Consider the following 18,845-nt stretch of genomic DNA (forward strand, 5'->3'; position numbering starts at 1 on the left):
GGCCCGCGCCGGACGAGCTGAGCCTGGGGAGTCTTTGCGATGGTGCCGTTGTCGTTCGCACAGCAGCGTCTCTGGTTCCAGTACCGGCTGGACGGCCCGAGCGCGACCTACAACATGCCCACGGTGCTGCGCCTGGCCGGCGAGCTGGACACCGCGGCGCTGACCGCGGCGGTCGCCGACGTGGTCAGCCGGCACGAGGTGCTGCGCACCGTCGTCACCGAGCGGGGCGAGCAGCCGGAGCAGACGATCCTGCCCCCCGACGAGGTGGAGGTCCCGGTCGAGGTGGTCCGGCTGGCCGCGGCGGATGTCCCGGCTGCGGTGGACGCCGCGGTGCGGTACCGGTTCGACCTGGCGACCGAGATCCCGGTCCGGGTCTGGCTGGCCGGCACCGGCGACGGCTCGTGGGTGCTCGTGCTGCTGCTGCACCACATCGCCGGGGACGGCTGGTCGATGGGGCCGCTGTTGCGGGATCTGTCGGCGGCGTATGCGGCGCGGTTGGCGGGTGTGGCGCCGGGGTGGGAGCCGTTGCCGGTGCAGTATGCGGATTACGCGTTGTGGCAGCGGGAGTTGTTGGGTGCGGCGGAGGATCCGGGCAGTGTGTTGTCGCGGCAGGTGGCGTACTGGCGGGACAGGTTGGCGGGCTTGCCGGACGGGCTGGCGTTGCCGTTCGACCGGCCCCGGCCGGCGGTCGCCTCGCACCGCGGCGCCAGCCACGCGTTCGGATTCGACGCCGAGCTGCACGCCGCGATCCTCCGGGTCGCGCGAAACGCCGGTGCCACACCGTTCATGGTGGTACAGGCCGCGTTCGCGGCGCTGCTGACGCGGCTGGGTGCCGGCACCGACATCCCGGTCGGTACGCCGGTGGCGGGGCGCACCGACGAGGCGCTGGACGAGCTGGTCGGGTTCTTCGTCAACACGCTGGTGCTGCGCACCGACACGTCCGGCGACCCGACGTTCCGGCAGCTGCTGGCCCAGGTCCGCGCCGACGCGCTGGCCGCACAGGACCATCAGGACGTGCCGTTCGAGCGGCTCGTCGACGCGCTCAACCCGCACCGGACGCTGGCGCACCATCCGCTGTTCCAGATCCTGCTGGCGCTGCAGAACGCGGGGGACGCCCGCATCGAGCTGCCGGGCCTGTCCGATGCCGGGCCGGTGCCGGTCGCCTCCAGCAGCGCCCGGATGGACCTCAGCATCACACTGACCGAGCGGTCCGGCGCCGCCGGCGTCGACGGCTGGATCGAGTACGCGACGGACCTGTTCGACGCCGACACGGTGGCAGGGCTGGCGGAGCGCTGGATCCGGCTGCTGCGCCAGGTCACCGCCGACCCGGACCGGCGCATCGGCGCACTCGACCTGCTCGACGCGGCGGAGGCTCGCGCGCTGACCGGGCCGGGACCGACGGCCGCGCCGACGGTGCCGGACGACACGCTGATCGACCTGATCGCGTCCCGGGTGCGGGCCACGCCGGACGCCTGCGCGGTGGTGTACGAAGCGGAGCGCGTGACGTACCGGGAGCTGGCCGAGCGGGCGAACCGGCTGGCCCGCCTGCTGGCCGACCGGGGGGTCGGTCCGGACGACCGGGTGGTGCTCGTGCTGCCCCGGTCGGTGGAGATGGTCGTGGCGATGCTGGCCGTGCTCACCGCGGGCGCGGCGTACGTGCCGGTCGACCCGGACTACCCGGCCGAACGGATCGCGCTGGTGCTCGACGACGTGGCGGCCACCTCCGGCGGTACGCCGACGGTGGTGCTGACCACCGCGGACCGGCTCGGCGCGGTACCCGACGCGGACGCGCCGGTGGTGCTGGACGACCCGGACACGGTGGCCGGGCTGGCGGCCCGGTCGGCCGCCGAGGTGACCGACGCGGAGCGCCGTGGCCCGCTGCGACCCGGGAACGCCGCGTACGTGATTTTCACATCCGGCTCGACCGGCACGCCGAAGGGCGTCGTGGTCGAGCACCGCAACGTGGTGCGGCTGCTGGACGCCGGGCTGCGGACGTTCGGCTTCGGCGCGGACGACGTGTGGACGCTGTTCCACTCGTACGCGTTCGACTTCTCGGTGTGGGAGACGTTCGGCGCGCTGGCGTTCGGCGGCCGGCTGGTGGTGGTGCCGAAGTCGGTGACCCGGTCGCCGGCCGACCTGCTCCGGCTGCTCGGCGAGCACGCGGTGACGGTGTGGAACGTGACGCCGTCGGTGTTCGCGCGGGTCGTGGAGGCGGCCCGCCGGGACGCGGACCGGCTGGCCGGCGCCGCGCCGCGCTGGGTGGTCTTCGGCGGGGAGGTGGTCGACCCCGCCCGCATCGCCGCGTGGCGGGAGCTGGCCGGCCCGGACGGTCCCGGCTTCATGAACATGTACGGCATCACCGAGACGACGGTCGTCAACACGTACCTGCCGGTCGAGCCGGAGACGGAGCCGGGCGTGGGCAGCCGGATCGGCCGCGCCCTGCCCGACACGGTCTGCTACGTGCTGGACGAGCGGCTGCGCCCGGTGCCGACCGGCGTGGCCGGGGAGCTGTACCTCGCCGGCCCGAGCGTGACGCGCGGCTACCTGGGCCGCGCGGCGCTGACCGCCGGCCGGTTCGTCGCCTGCCCGTGGCGCCGCGGTGCGCGGATGTACCGCAGCGGCGACGTGGTGCGCCGGCGGCCCGACGGTGGCCTGGAGTACCTGGGCCGGTCGGACGACCAGGTGAAGCTGCGCGGGTTCCGGATCGAGCCGGCGGAGGTCGCCGCGGCGATGGTCGCGCTGGACCCCGTCGGTGACGCGGTGGCCGTGGTCCGGGAGGACACGCCGGGCGACCGGCGACTCGTCGGGTACGTGACGCCGGCCGACCCGGACCGGCGGCCCGATCCGCGGGCGCTGCGCCAGGAGCTGTTCGGCGCGCTGCCGGGCCACCTGGTGCCGTCGGCGGTGGTGGTGCTCGACGCGTTGCCAGTGACCGCGAACGGCAAGGTGGACCGGCGAGCGCTGCCGGCACCCGGGTTCGGCGGGTATGCCGGTGACGGCGCGGTGCCGCGCACCCCCGGCGAGGAGATCCTCGCGGCGGTCTTCGCCGACATCCTCGGCCTGCCGGCCGTCGGCGTCCGGGACTCGTTCTTCGACCTGGGTGGGCACTCGCTGCTGGCCACCCGCCTGGTCGGCCGGATCCGTGCCGAGCTGGGTGTCGAGGTGCCGGTGCGGGCGGTGTTCGAGACCCCGACGGTGGCGGGGCTGGCCACGCTCGTCGACGGGTGGCGGGGGGCGTCCCGGCCGGCGCTGCGGCCGATGCCGCGTCCGGTCCGGCTGCCGGTGTCGTTCGCGCAGCGGCGGCTGTGGTTCCTGCACAAGCTGGAGGGGCCGAGCGCGACGTACAACATGCCCGCGGCGCTGCGGCTGACCGGCGAGCTGGACGTCGCGGCGCTGACCGCGGCGGTCGGCGACGTGGTCGGCCGGCACGAGGCGCTGCGTACCGTGTTCGGCGAGGTCGACGGGCAGCCGGTGCAGACGGTGCTGCCCGCCGACGGTGCCGTGCCGGTGCGCGTCGAGAGGGTCGACGCGGCCGAGGTGACGGACGCGGTGGCCGCGGCGGCGTCGTACCGGTTCGACCTGTCGGCGGAGGCGCCGGTGCGGGTGTCGCTGTTCGACACCGGCGACGGGTCGTGGGTGCTGCTGGTGCTGGTGCACCACATCGCCGGCGACGGCTGGTCGATGGGACCGCTGCTGCGCGACCTGTCGACCGCGTACGCGGCGCGGCGCGCCGGCGGCCCACCGCGGTGGCGCCCGCTTCCGGTGCAGTACGCCGACTACGCGCTGTGGCAACGGGGCCTGCTCGGCGACCCGGACGACCCGGACAGCGTCCACGCCCGGCAGCTCGACCACTGGCGGCGCGGCCTCGCGGGCGTGCCCGATCGGCTGACGCTGCCGGTCGACCGGCCCCGGCCTGCGATCGCCGCGCACCGGGGCGCCGGCCGCGAGTTCACCGTCGACCCGGTGGTGCACGCCGGCTTGGTGCGGCTGGCGCGCGAGGGCTCCGCGACGCTGTTCATGGTGGTGCAGGCGGCACTGGCGACGCTGCTGAGCCGGCTCGGCGCCGGCCCGGACATCCCGGTCGGCACTCCGGTCGCCGGGCGCACCGACGTGGCGTTGGACGAGCTGGTCGGGTTCTTCGTCAACACGCTGGTGCTGCGCACCGACACCTCGGGCGACCCGACGTTCCGGGAGCTGCTGGCACGGGTGCGCGGCATCGACCTCGCCGCGTACGAGCATCAGGACCTACCGTTCGAGCTGCTGGTGGACGCGCTGAACCCGACGCGGTCGCTGGCGCACCACCCGCTGTTCCAGGTGATGCTCGCGTTGCAGAACAACGCCGACGCGGCGGTCGAGCTGCCGGGTGTGCGGGCCGAGCCGATGGTCGTGCCGGACGGCGCCGCGCGGTTCGATCTGAGCGTCCAGCTCACCGAGGACCGGGCCGCGGACGGCGCCGCGGCCGGGATGCGCGGCCGGATCGAGTACCGGGTCGACCTGTTCGACGCGGCCACCGTGGACGCCGTCGTGGACCGGCTGCTGCGGGTGCTGCGGCAGGTCGCGGACGACCCGGACGGGCGGATCGGCCGGCTGGAGATCCTCGCCGACGACGAGCGCGAGCGGCTGCTGCCGGCCATGGACACGCAGATCCCGGCCGCCGGTCTGGTCGAGCTGATCGACGCGCGGGTCCGCGAGACGCCGGACGCCGTCGCCGTGCGGGGCGGCGGGCGGAGCGTCACGTACCGGCGGCTCGACGCCTGGGCGGACCGGCTCGCCCGCCGGCTGGCCGGGCACGGCGTCGGACCGGAGGTCCGGGTCGGCGTGCTGCTGGACCGGTCGCCGACCCTGGTCACGGTGCTGCTGGCGGTGCTGCGCACCGGCGCGGCGTACGTGCCGCTCGACGCGCGTGCCCCCGCCGACCGGCTGCGCTGGATGCTGGACGACGCGGCCGTGCGGCTGCTCGTGGTCGACGACCGGTACGCCGACCACGACGTCACCGGCACCGCCGGCGTGCCGGTCCTGAACGTGGACGGTGACGCGGAGGTGGCCGGCGTGGCGCCGGTCCGGCACGTGGACGGCGACGGCGCGGTGCCGCCGGTGCGGCCGGCCGACGTCCGGGGCGCGGCGTACGTGATGTACACGTCCGGGTCGACCGGGGTGCCCAAGGGCGTGGTCGCCACCGTCGCCGACGTGACGGCGCTGGCCACGGACGGATGTTGGCGGGTCGGCCCGGGTGACCGGGTGCTGTTCCACGCCCCGTACTCGTTCGACGCGTCCTGCTACGAGCTGTGGGTGCCGCTGGTCGCCGGCGCCTGTGTCGTCGTGGCGCCGCCGACGGAGCCGGACGCCGGCTGGCTGCGCGACCAGATCGACCGGCACGGGGTCACCCACGCGCACGTGACCGCCGGGCTGCTGCGCGCGGTCGCCGAGCGCGAGCCGGGCTGCTTCGGCGCCCTGAGCGAGCTGCTGACCGGCGGGGACGTGGTGTCGGCCGCCGCCGTCGACCGGGTCCGGGCGGCCTGTCCGACGCTGCGGGTGCGCCACCTGTACGGGCCGACCGAGGTCACGCTGTGCGCCACGCAGCACGCCGTCGAGCCGGCCGAGGAGGTCGGCGACCGGCTGCCGCTCGGCCGGCCGCTCGCCGCGATGCGGGTGTTCGTCCTGGACGAGCGGCTGCGGCCGGTCCCGGCGGGAGTGGCCGGCGAGCTGTACGTCGCCGGCACCGGCGTGGCGCGCGGCTACGGCGACCGGCCCGCGCAGACCGCGTCCCGCTTCGTGGCTTGCCCGTGGGGCGCGGGCGAGCGGATGTACCGCACCGGCGACGTGGCGCGGTGGCGCGGCGACGGCGCGCTGGAATACCTGGGCCGGTCCGACGACCAGGTGAAGATCCGCGGGTACCGGGTCGAGCCGGGCGAGGCCGAGGCGGCGCTGGCGGCCCTGCCGGGTGTCGGGCAGGCGGTCGTGGTGGTGCGCGGCGAACCGGGCGCCGAGCGGCGACTGCTCGGGTACGCGACGCCGGCGCGGGCCGGCGAGCGCTTGGACCCGGGTGCGCTGCGCCGCCTGCTGGCCGACCGGCTGCCCGACTACCTGGTGCCGTCGGCGGTGGTGGTGCTCGACGCGCTTCCGCTGACCGGTAACGGGAAGGTGGACCGTCGGGTGCTGCCGGAGCCGGAGTACGCCGCGGTGGACCCGCAGGCGCCGCGCGGCCCGCGGGAGGAGCTGCTGGCCGGCGTGTTCGCCGACGTGCTGGGCCTGCCGGCGGTCGGCGTGCACGACGGCTTCTTCGATCTGGGTGGGCATTCGCTGCTGGCGACGCGGCTGGTGAGCCGGGTCCGGTCGGTGCTGGGTGTCGAGGTGCCGGTGCGGGCGGTGTTCGAGGCGCCGACGGTGGCGGGGCTGGCGGCGCTGCTGGACCGCGAGCACGCCGCGGCCCGGCCGGCGCTGCGCCGGCTGCCGCGCCCGGAGCTGCTGCCGGTGTCGTTCGCGCAGCAGCGGCTGTGGTTCCTGCATCGGCTGGAGGGGCCGAGCGCGACGTACAACGTGCCGGTGGTGCTGCGGTTGACCGGCATGGTGGACGCGGACGCGCTGACCGCGGCGGTGGGTGACGTGCTGGGCCGGCACGAAGCGCTGCGCACGGTCGTGACCGAGGTGGACGGCGAGCCGGTACAGACGGTGCTCGGCGCCACCGACGTGCCGGTGCCGGTGACGGTGGCAGCCGTCTGCGCCGGCGAGGTGGCCGCGACCATCGATGCCGCGGTCGGCCACCGGTTCGACCTGTCGGCGGAGGTCCCGGTGCGGGTGTCGTTGCTCGACGCCGGGGACGGGTCGTGGGTGTTGGTGGTGTTGTTGCACCACATCGCGGGGGACGGGTGGTCGATGGGTCCGTTGTTGCGGGACCTGTCGGTGGCGTATGCGGCGCGGCGGGGCGGCCAGGCGCCGGTGTTCGAGCCGCTTGCGGTGCAGTACGCGGACTACGCGCTGTGGCAGCGGGAGCTGCTCGGATCGGCAGACGACCCGGAGAGCCGGCTCGCCGGGCAGGTGGCGTACTGGCGGGACCGGCTGGCCGGGGTGCCCGACCAGCTCGCGTTGCCGTTCGACCGGCCGCGACCGGCGGTGGCCTCGTACCGGGGGGCGGTCGTCGGGTTCGCCATCGACGCCGAACTGCACGCCGGGCTGTCGGCGCTGGCCCGCCAGACCGGTACGACGGTGTTCATGGTGGTGCAGGCCGGTCTGGCGGCGCTGTTGACGCGGTTGGGTGCGGGGTCGGATGTGCCGATCGGGTCGCCGATCGCGGGTCGTACCGACGAGGCGTTGGACGAGTTGGTCGGGTTCTTCGTCAACACGTTGGTGTTGCGTACCGACACCGGCGGGGATCCGTCGTTCCGGGAGCTGTTGGGTCGGGTGCGGGAGACCGATCTGGCGGCGTATGCGAACCAGGACGTGCCGTTCGAGCGGTTGGTGGATGTGCTCAACCCGCACCGGTCGCTGGCGCACCACCCGCTGTTCCAGGTGATCCTCGCGTTCCAGAGCGAGGACGCGGGCACGTCCCTGCGGCTGGACGGCGCCGCCGCCGAACCGATGCCGTTCGCCGGGCACAGCGCGCGGGTGGACCTGAGCGTGCTGGCGACCGAACGGTGGGCCGGCGGCCAGCCCGGCGGCATCGACGGCGCCGTCGAGTACGCGGTCGACCTGTTCGACGCCGGCACGGTGCGCGCGCTGACCGAGGCGTGGACCGTGCTGCTGGCCGCGATGGTCGCCGACCCGGACTGCCGGCTCAGTCTGGTCGAACTGCCCGACGCGGCGCCGTCGGCACGCCGGTACGAGGCCGCCGACGTCCCCGCGGCGCGGACCGGTCGCGGGCTCGTCGGGTACGTGACGCCGCAGGACCCGGCGCGGCGACCCGACCCGGCGGCGGTGCGCCGGCGGGTCGCCGACCTGTTGCCCGCCTACATGGTGCCGGCCGCGGTCATGGTGCTCGACGAGCTGCCGTTGACCGCCAACGGCAAGGTGGACCGGCGCGCGCTGCCGGCCCCCGACTTCGGTGCCGCCGCGACCGGTACCGCGCCGCGTACCCCGACCGAGGCGGCGCTGTGCGCGATCTTCGCCGAGGTGCTCGGTGTCGACGGCGTCGGTGTCGACGACGGCTTCTTCGACCTGGGTGGGCACTCGCTGCTGGCCACGAGGCTGATCAGCCGCATCCGCGCGGTGCTGTCCGTCGAGGTCCCGGTGCGTGCGGTGTTCGAGACGCCGACCGCGGCCGGTCTCGCCGCGGTGGTCGCCGGTCGCGCCGGCACGTCCCGGCCGGCGCTGCGGCCGGTGCCGCGGCCGGAGCTGGTGCCGCTGTCGTACGCGCAGCAGCGGCTGTGGTTCCTCTACCGGCTGGAGGGGCCGAGCACGACGTACAACGTGCCGATGGCGCTCCGGCTCTGCGGTGACGTGGACGTCGCGGCGCTGGCCGCAGCGGTCACCGACGTGGCCGAGCGGCACGAGGCGCTGCGTACCGTGTTCGGCGAGGTCGATGGGCGGCCGGCGCAGACCGTGCTGCCGGCGACCGCGGTGCCGGTGGAGACGCTGCGCGTCGCCGCGGACGAGATACCCGGTCTGGTCGCCGGGTGGGCCGCCACCCGGCTGGAGCTGGCGACCGAGCCGCCGCTGAGGGCGTGGCTGGCCGACACCGGCGACGGCGCGGTCACGCTCGTGCTGCTCGCGCACCACATCGCCAGCGACGGATGGTCGATGGGACCGCTGCTGGGCGACCTGGCGACCGCGTACGCCGCGCGCCGCGCCGGCACCGCGCCCGGCTGGGCGCCGCTGCCGGTGCAGTACGCCGACTACGCGCTCTGGCAGCGCGACCTGCTCGGCGACCCGGACCGGCCGGACAGCCTGATCGCCGGCCAGGTGGCGTACTGGCGCCAGCGGCTGGCCGGGTTGCCGGAGGAGCTGACGCTGCCGCTCGACCGGCCGCGGCCGGCGGTCGCCTCGCACCGCGGTGGCACCCGCCCGTTCGACCTCGACCCCGCGCTGTACGCCGGCCTGACCGCGGTGGCGCGCGACGCCGGTACGACGGTGTTCATGGTGCTGCAGGCGGCGCTGGCGGCGCTGCTGACCCGGCTCGGCGCCGGCACCGACATCGCGATCGGCTCGCCGGTGGCCGGTCGTACCGACGAGGCGCTGGACGAGCTGGTCGGGTTCTTCGTCAACACGCTGGTGCTGCGCACCGACACGTCCGGCGACCCGACTTTCCGGGACCTGCTGGCCCGGGTCCGGGAGGACGACCTCGCGGCGTACGCGCACCAGGACGTGCCGTTCGAGCGGCTGGTGGACATCCTCAACCCGTCCCGGTCGCTGTCCCACCATCCGTTGTTCTCGGTCATCCTCGCGCTGCAGAACACCGCGGAGCCGGGCCTGACGCTGCCCGGCGCCGACGTCACGCCGCTGCCGCTGGACGCCGCCGGCGCGCTCGTCGACCTCAGCGTCAATCTGCGCGAGGACCGGGACGCGGACGGTGCGCCGGCCGGGCTGCGCGGCTGGGTGGACTACGCGACGGACCTGTTCGACGCGGGCACCGTGGACGACCTGACGGCGCGGTGGGTGCGGTTGCTGCGCGCGCTGGTCGCCGACCCGGACACCCGGTTGTCCGGCGTTGACCTGCTGGACGACGCCGAGCGGGCGGCCCTGGCCGTGGCACCCCGGACACCGGACGAGCCGGCGACGCTGGTGCGGCTGTTCGAGGACCGGGTCGGCGCCGACCCCGACGCGTGCGCGGTGGTGTGTGGCGACCGGCGCAGCACGTACACGGAGCTGAACGAGCGGGCGAACCGGCTGGCGCGGCTGCTGCTGGCCGGCGGGGTGCGGACCGAGGACCGGGTCGCGCTGGTGCTGCCCCGGTCGGAGGACACGGTCGTGGCGATGCTGGCCGTGCTCAAGGCCGGCGCGGCGTACGCGCCGGTCGACCCGGACACGCCCACCGACCGGGTCGCACTGGTGCTGTCCGGCACGCGGCCCGCGGCGGTCGTGCTCACCGCGGCCCACCGCGACCTGCTACCCGACGGCGTGCTGCCCGTCGTGCTCGGCGACGACGCCACCGAACGGTCGCTGGCCGAACAGCCGGCTGGCAACCCGACCGACGCCGACCGCGGAGCGCCGCTGCACCCCGGACAGGCGGCGTACGTGATCCACACGTCCGGCTCGACCGGCGTGCCGAAGGGTGTCGTCGTCTCGCACGCGAACGTGACGCGGCTGCTGGCGGTGACCCGCGACGCGTTCCGGTTCACCGCGGGCGACGTGTGGACGCTGTTCCACTCGTACGCGTTCGACTTCTCGGTGTGGGAGACGTTCGGGGCGCTGGCCTCCGGCGGCACGGTCGTGGTGGTCCCGGGCGAGCTGACCCGGTCGCCGGCCGAGCTGATCGGGCTGCTGGCCGCCGAACGGGTCACCGTGCTGAACGTGACGCCGTCGGTGTTCGCACAGCTGGTGGACATCGCCCGGCGGGACTCCGCAGCGCTGGCCGGGCTGGCGCTGCGCCGGGTGATCTTCGGCGGGGAGGCGCTGGACGTGGCGCAGGTGTCCGAGTGGCGGCGGCTGGCGGGCCCGGACGGCCCGGCCCTGGTCAACATGTACGGCATCACCGAGACCACGGTGCACGTCACGTACGCGCCGCTCGGCGACGAGCCGGCCGGGGTGGGCAGCCCGATCGGCGTCCCGCTGGCCGACCTGGCCGCGTTCGTGCTCGACGACCGGCTGCGCCCGGTGCCGGACGGCGTGGCCGGCGAGCTGTACGTGGCCGGCGCCGGCCTGGCCCGCGGGTACCTGGGTCGGCCGGACCTGACCGCCGCGCGGTTCGTGGCCTGCCCGTGGGGTGCCGGCGAGCGGATGTACCGCACCGGCGACGTGGTCCGCCGCCGGCGCGACGGTGGCCTCGACTACCTCGGCCGGGCCGACGACCAGGTCAAGATCCGCGGGTTCCGGATCGAACCGGGCGAGGTCGAGGTGGCGCTGACCGCGCTGGCGCCGGTCGGCCGGGCCGTGGTCGTCGCGCGCGAGGACCGGCCCGGTGACCGCCGGCTCGTCGGCTACGTGACGCCCGCCGACGCCGACCGGGTACCGGAGGCCGGCGAGCTGCGGCGCGCGGTGGCCCGGTCGTTGCCGGCGCATCTGGTGCCGGCGGCGGTGGTGGTGCTCGACGTGATGCCGCTGACCGACAACGGGAAGGTGGACCGGCGCGCGCTGCCGGCTCCCGAGTTCGGCGCCGCCGACGAGGCGCCGCGCGGTCCGCGGGAGGAGATCCTCGCCGGGGTGTTCGCCGAGGTGCTCGGTGTGCCGGCGGTTGGTGCCCGGGACTCGTTCTTCGATCTGGGTGGGCATTCGTTGCTGGCGACCCGGTTGGTGAGCCGGGTCCGGTCGGTGCTGGGTGTTGAGGTGCCGGTGCGGCTGGTGTTCGAGGCGCCGACGGTGGCCGGGCTGGCGCGCGCGATGGACGAGCACGCGGGTACGGCCCGGCCGGCGCTGCGTCGGATGCCGCGTCCGGAGCTGGTGCCGGTGTCGTTCGCGCAGCAGCGGCTGTGGTTCCTGGACCGGCTGGAGGGGCCGAACGCGACGTACAACGTGCCGCTGGCGCTGCGGTTGACCGGCACGGTGGACGCGGACGCGCTGACCGCGGCGGTGGGTGACGTGCTGGAGCGGCACGAGGCGCTGCGTACCGTCGTGGCCGAGGTGGACGGCCGTCCGGTGCAGCGGGTCCTCGATCCCGCGGACCTGCGCGTCCCGGTCACCATCGGTCGGACCGGTGATGTCGACGCGGCGGTCGCCGACGCGTCCGGGTACCGGTTCGACCTGTCGGCGGAGGTCCCGGTGCGGGTGTCGTTGGTGGACGCCGGGGACGGGTCGTGGGTGTTGGTGGTGTTGTTGCACCACATCGCGGGGGACGGGTGGTCGATGGGTCCGTTGTTGCGTGACCTGTCGGTGGCGTATGCGGCGCGTCGGGAGGGTCGTGCGCCGGTGTTCGAGCCGTTGCCGGTGCAGTACGCGGACTACGCGCTGTGGCAGCGGGAGCTGTTGGGTGACGTCGAGGACCCGGGCAGCGTGGTGTCGGGTCAGGTGGCGTACTGGCGAAAGCGGCTGGCGGGGCTGCCGGAGCAGGTGGCGTTGCCGTTCGACCGGCCGCGGCCGGCGGTCGCCACGCACCGCGGCGCCGGCCACCCGTTCCGGCTCGACGACGACGTCCACGCCGGGGTCGTCCGGCTGGCCCGGGAGACCGGTACGACGGTGTTCATGGTGCTGCACGCGGCGTTGGCGGCGCTGTTGACGCGGTTGGGTGCGGGGTCGGACGTGCCGATCGGGTCGCCGATCGCGGGTCGTACCGACGAGGCGTTGGACGAGTTGGTCGGGTTCTTCGTCAACACGTTGGTGTTGCGGACGGATACCGGCGGGGATCCGTCGTTCCGGGAGCTGTTGGGTCGGGTGCGGGAGACCGACCTGGCGGCGTATGCGAACCAGGACGTGCCGTTCGAGCGGTTGGTGGATGTGCTCAACCCGCACCGGTCGCTGGCGCACCACCCGCTGTTCCAGGTGATGCTGGCGTACCAGTACGACGCGGGTGACGCGCTGCGCCTCGACGGCGTGTCGGCCGAGCCGCTGCCGGCGACGGCCGGCGCGGCCCGCGTCGACCTGAGCCTCAGCCTCGTGGACCGCGCGGACGGCGGCCTGGTCGGGCTGGCCGAGTACGCGACCGATGTGTTCGACGCCGCGACCGTCGAGGCGGTCGTGTCGCGCTGGGCGCGGGTGCTCCGGCAGGTCGTGGCCGACCCCGGCACCCGGGTCGGCAGCCTCGACCTGCTGGCGGACGCGGAGCGCCGCCGCCTGCTGCCGCGCGGCACCGGGCCGGTGGCCCCGGCCGCCACGCTGACCGAGCTGTTCGACGCCCGGGTGCGCGAGGCGCCGTCCGCGGACGCGGTGGTGTTCGGGGACGAGCGGGTGTCGTTCGCGGAGTTGGCGGCGCGGGTGGATCGGGTGGCGCGGCGGCTGGTGGCGCGGGGGGTTGGTCCGGGTGGCCGGGTCGGTGTGTTGCTGGACCGGTCGGTGGATCTGGTGGTGGCGATGCTGGCGGTGTGGCGGGTCGGCGCGGCGTATGTGCCGGTGGATGCGCGGTCGCCGGTGGCCCGGACGCGGTGGGTGTTGTCGGATGCGGGGGTGTCGGTGCTGCTGGTGGACGCGGCGCACCGCGGGCACCCGGCGGCCGACGGGCGGGCCGTGCTGGACGTGTCGGACCACACCGGCGACGCCGACGCGGGCTCGTTCGCCGCGGCCGGCGTCGATTCCGCCGCGTACGTGATGTACACGTCGGGGTCGACCGGGGCGCCGAAGGGTGTGGTGGCCACGGTCGGCGACGTCGTGTCGTTGGTGTCGGACTCGTGCTGGGGTACGGGGCCGGACACGCGGGTGCTGTTCCAGGCGCCGTACGCGTTCGACGCCTCCTGTTACGAGGTGTGGGTGACGCTGCTGCGCGGCGGCTGCGTCGTCGTGGCGCCGGACGGGGACGGCGACGCCGGCTGGCTGCGCGGCCTGTTCGACCGGCACGCGGTGACCCACGCGCACCTGACCGCCGGCCTGCTGCGGGTCGTCGCGGAGCAGGACCCGGCCTGCTTCGCGCCGCTGACCGAGCTGCTGACCGGCGGCGACGCGGTGTCGGCCGCCGCCGTCGACCGGGTCCGGGCGGCCTGCCCGACGCTGCGGGTGCGCCACCTGTACGGGCCGACCGAGGTCACGCTGTGCGCCACGCAGCACGTCGTCGAGCCGGACGCGCCGCGGGCCGACTGGCTCCCGCTGGGCCGGCCGCTGGACGACACCCGGGTGTACGTGCTCGACGAGTACCTGCAGCCGGTGCCGGACGGCGTGGCCGGCGAGCTGTACGTGGCCGGCGCCGGCCTGGCCCGCGGCTACCTGGGTCGGCCGGACCTGACCGCCGCGCGGTTCGTGGCCTGCCCGTGGGGTGCCGGCGAGCGGATGTACCGCACCGGCGACGTGGTGCGCCGACACGCCGGTGGGCTCCGGTTCGTCGGCCGCGCCGACGAGCAGGTCAAGATCCGCGGGTTCCGGGTCGAGCTCGGCGAGGTCGAGGCGGCGCTCGCCGCGCTGCCGGACGTACGGCAGGCGGTGGTGGACGCGCGCGGCGAGTCGGGCGGTGAGCGGCGGCTGCTCGGGTACGTGACGCCCGGCGACGCCCGGCCCGCGCCGGCGGCGCTGCGCGCTCGGCTGGCCGACCTGCTGCCGGACTACATGGTGCCGGCCGCGGTGCTGGTGCTCGACACGCTGCCGGTCACCGCGAACGGCAAGGTGGACCGCCGGGCCCTGCCGGACCCCGACTTCGGCGCCGGCGACGAGGTACCGCGCAGCGCGCGCGAGCAGGTGCTGGCCGATGTGTTCGCCGACGTGCTCGGCGTGCCGGCGGTCGGTGTCCGGGACTCGTTCTTCGACCTCGGTGGGCATTCGTTGCTGGCGACGCGGCTGGTCAGCCGGATCCGCGCGGTGCTGGGTGTCGAGCTCGGCGTGCGCGAGATCTTCCAGACGCCGACCGCGGCCGGCCTCGCGGCGGTCCTCGACGAGCACTCCGGTACACCGCGCCCGGCGCTGCGCCCGGTGCCGCGTCCGGACGTGGTGCCGGTCTCGTTCGCGCAGCAGCGGCTGTGGTTCCTGTTTCGGCTGGAGGGGCCGAGCGCGACCTACAACGTGCCGCTGGCGATGCGGCTGACCGGCGCGGTCGACACCGACGCGATGCGCGCCGCGGTGGCCGACGTGATCGGCCGGCACGAGTCGCTGCGCACCGTGTTCACCGAGGTCGACGGGCGGCCGGCGGAGACGGTCCTGGCCGCGGAGGCCGCCGGGGCGCCGGTGCAGGTCGGCCGGGTCGACGACGTCGACGCGCTGGTGACGGCGGCGGCCGGGTACCGGTTCGACCTGTCGGCGGAGATCCCGGTCCGGGTGTGGCTGTCCGACGCCGGCGACGGGTCGTGGGTGCTGGTGCTGGTGGTGCACCACATCGCAACGGACGGGTGGTCGACCGGCCCGCTGCTGCGGGACCTGTCGGTGGCGTACGCAGCGCGTCGGGACGGTCGTGCGCCGGTGTTCGAGCCGCTGCCGGTGCAGTACGCCGACTACGCTCTCTGGCAGCGGGAACTGCTCGGTGACCCGGACGAGGAGGGCAGCCGCATCGCCGGCCAGGTGGCGTACTGGCGGGAGCGGCTGGCGGGGCTGCCGGAGCAGCTCGCGCTGCCGTTCGACCGGCCGCGGCCGGCGGTCGCCACGCACCGCGGCGCCCACCACGACTTCGCGCTCGACGCCGGGACGCACGCCGGGCTGGTGGAGCTGGCGCGTGGCACCGGTACGACGGTGTTCATGGTGCTGCACGCGGCGCTGGCGGCGCTGTTGACGCGGTTGGGTGCGGGGTCGGACGTGCCGATCGGGTCGCCGATCGCGGGTCGTACCGACGAGGCGTTGGACGAGTTGGTCGGGTTCTTCGTCAACACGTTGGTGTTGCGGACGGATACCGGCGGGGATCCGTCGTTCCGGGAGCTGTTGGGTCGGGTGCGGGAGACCGACCTGGCGGCGTATGCGAACCAGGACGTGCCGTTCGAGCGGTTGGTGGATGTGCTCAACCCGCACCGGTCGCTGGCGCACCACCCGCTGTTCCAGGTGATGCTGGCGGTGCAGAACCGCACCGACGAAGGGGTCCGGGTGCCGGGGATGCGGGCCGACCTGGTGCCGTTCTCCGGCGGCGCCGCCCGGTTCGACCTGGGCGTGTACCTGGTCGAGGAGCGCTCCGGCGACGGCAAGCCGACCGGCGTCCAGGGCATGATCCAGTACGCCACGGACCTGTTCGATGCGGCCACCGTCGCCGCGATCGCCGACCGGCTGGTGCGCGTGTTGCGCCGGGTCGCCGCCGATCCGGACGTCCGGGTCGGCGAGCTTCCGGTGCTCGACGAGCCCGAGCGGCGTCTGCTGGTCGAGGAGTGGAACGCCACCGCCCGGCCGGTACCCGAGGCGACCGTCACCGACCTGGTCGAACGGCAGGTCGCCGGCACGCCGGGCGCCGAGGCCGTGGTCGCCGCGGACGCCCGCCTGTCGTACGCGCGGCTCAACGCGCAGGCCAACCGGCTCGCCCGGCTGCTCGTCGAGCACGGCGCGGGCCTGGAGGAACGGGTGGCGCTGCTGCTGGACCGCTCCGCGGACGTGGTCGTGGCCATGCTCGCGGTGCTCAAGGCAGGCGCGGCGTACGTGCCGGTCGACCCGGCGTACCCGGCCGACCGGATCGCGTTCCTGCTCGACGACATCCGGCCGCGGCTGCTGCTGACCACCGCGGATCTGGCGCCGGACACCGACGTACCGGCGGTCGTGCTGGACGATCCGGGCGTCGTCGAGGCGCTGGCGGCGCGGCCCGAGCACGACCTCACCGACGCGGAGCGGGGCGCGGCGCTGCTGCCGACGCACCCGGCGTACGTGATCTACACGTCCGGCTCCACCGGCCGGCCGAAGGGCGTCGTGGTCGAGCACCGCTCGGTCGTCAACTACCTGGCGCAGTGCCGCGAGTCGTACCCGACGCTCGCCGGCACTACCTTGCTGCACGCGTCGATCTCCTTCGACGCGGTGGTGACCAGCGTGTACGGCGCGCTGACCCGCGGTGGCCGGGTGCACGTCGCCGCGCTGGACGACGGGCTGGCCGACCTGCTCGACCGTGACGACCTCGGCTACGACTTCGTCAAGGTCACCCCGAGCCACCTGGCGCTGCTGACCTCGGCGCTGCCGGCGCGGTGCTCGCCGACCGGGCAGCTGATGGTCGGCGGCGCCGCCGTGCGGGGCGAGCAACTGCGCGAGTGGCGCGATCGGCACCCCGGAGTGCCGATCGTCAACCACTACGGCCCCACCGAGGCGACGGTCGGCTGTACCCAGCATCCGGTGCCGACCGATGCCGAGATCGCGGACGGCCCGGTGCCGATCGGCCGGCCGTTCGCCAACACCCGGGTCCACGTGCTCGACGACGCGCTGCGGCCGGTGCCGGTCGGGGTGGCCGGCGAGCTGTACGTCGCGGGCGCGGCGCTGGCCCGCGGCTACTGGGCCCGGCCGGCGCTGACCGCCGGCCGGTTCGTGGCCTGCCCGTGGGGCGACGGCGAGCGGATGTACCGCACCGGAGACGTGGTGCGGTGGCGGCCGGACGGCGAGCTGGAGTACCTGGGCCGCGCGGACGACCAGGTGAAGATCCGCGGCTTCCGGATCGAGCTGGGCGAGATCGAGGCCGCGCTCGCGGCGTCGCCGGGCGTGGCGGACGCCGTGGCGGTCGCCCGTGCGGACCGCCCCGGCGACGAGCGGCTCGTCGGGTACGTGACGGCCGCCGCCGGGCACACACCGGACCCGGTGGCGCTGCGCCGCGAACTGGGCGCCACGCTCCCGACGTACCTGGTGCCGTCGCTGGTGGTGCTGCTCGACCGGCTGCCGCTCACCCACAACGGGAAGGTCGATCGCCGGGCACTGCCCGCGCCGGACCTGTCGGGGCTGGCGGGCCGGTCGGCGCCGCGGCGGCCCGCGGAGGCGGTCCTGTGCGGCCTCGTCGCCGAGACGCTCGGCCTGCCGGCCGTCGGCGTCGACGACAACTTCTTCGACCTGGGCGGGCACTCGCTGCTCGCGACCCGGCTGATCAGCCGGGTCCGCGAGGTGCTGGGGGCGGAGGTGCCGCTGCGTGCGGTCTTCGCGACGCCGACGCCGGCCGGCCTGGCGCGGCACGTCACGGGCCGCGACGACACCGGCGACGACGGCTTCGACGTGCTGCTTCCGCTGCGGCCCACCGGGGACCGGCCGCCGCTGTTCTGCGTGCACCCCGGGATCGGGATCAGCTGGATCTACTCCCGGCTGCTGCGCCACCTCGACGCCGACCAGCCGGTGTACGGACTGCAGGCGCGCGCGATCACCCGCGTCGACGGGCTGCCGACCACGATCGACGAGATGGCCGCCGACTACCTGGAGCAGGTGCGGCGGGTCCAACCGCACGGCCCGTACCGGCTGCTGGGCTGGTCGTTCGGCGGCGCGGTCGCGCACGCGATGGCGGTCCGGCTGGAGGAGCTGGGCGAGCGGGTGGAGCTTTTGGCGATGCTCGACGGCCACGTGACCGGTGACGGTGGGTTCCGGATGCCGGCCGAGCGCGACCTCGTCGCAGGCCTGCGGCACCTGGCGCCGGACGCGACGGCCGACCCGGACGGCGCGGAGATCACGCCGCTCGTGCTCGACCGGGTGCGGGAGCTCGATCCCGGCCTGGCCGTGCTGGCCGAGGAGAACTTCGCCGGCTTCTACCGCGCCACGGTCAACATCGAACGACTCGCCCGGGGCTTCGCCCCGCGTACCTACGGCGGCGACCTGCTCTACTTCGCCGCCAGCGTCGACGCCGACCCGAGCCAGCTCGCCGAGTCGTGGCGGCCGTACGTCGGCGGCGACATCGAGGAACACCGCGTCGACTGCCGGCACCTGGACATGCTCCGACCGGAGCCGGCGGCCGAGATCGGAACCCGGCTCGCGCGCAGACTGCGCGAGCTTGACCAGTAGCACATGGAAGGACACCGACATGCCCAACCCGTTCGACGACACCGACGGCCGGTTTCTGGTGCTGATCAACGACGAGCGGCAGTACTCGCTGTGGCCGGCCGCGATCGACGTGCCGCCCGGCTGGACCGTCACGCTGACCGAGAGCGACCACCAGACCTGCGTGGACTACATCGAGGAGCACTGGACGGACATGCGACCCCGCAGCCTGGTCGAGGCGATGGAGGCCGACGCGGCGTCGCGCGCGTCGGCGGAGGGGTAGGCGCCGA

General features: G+C 75.1%; 2 protein-coding genes. Both read left to right on the forward strand.

Annotation, left to right across the window (positions count from 1 at the left end; all coding sequences use genetic code 11):
* Window positions 1–39: 39 nt before the first annotated feature.
* Entirely contained in the window at window positions 40–18,579 is an 18,540-nt protein-coding gene (locus Athai_RS06875) for a non-ribosomal peptide synthetase (protein ID WP_203960708.1), read from the forward strand.
* Entirely contained in the window at window positions 18,569–18,838 is a 270-nt protein-coding gene (locus Athai_RS06880) for an MbtH family protein (protein WP_420829767.1), read from the forward strand. The genes Athai_RS06875 and Athai_RS06880 overlap by 11 nt, the downstream gene beginning before the upstream one ends.
* Window positions 18,839–18,845 lie beyond the last annotated feature (7 nt).

Source organism: Actinocatenispora thailandica, from assembly GCF_016865425.1.
Taxonomy (GTDB): Bacteria; Actinomycetota; Actinomycetes; order Mycobacteriales; family Micromonosporaceae; genus Actinocatenispora; species Actinocatenispora thailandica.

Excerpts from the sequence above, each read along its gene's own strand:
- Athai_RS06875 (WP_203960708.1), top strand. The coding sequence starts at position 40 with ATGGTGCCGTTGTCGTTCGCACAGCAGCGTCTCTGGTTCCAGTACCGG.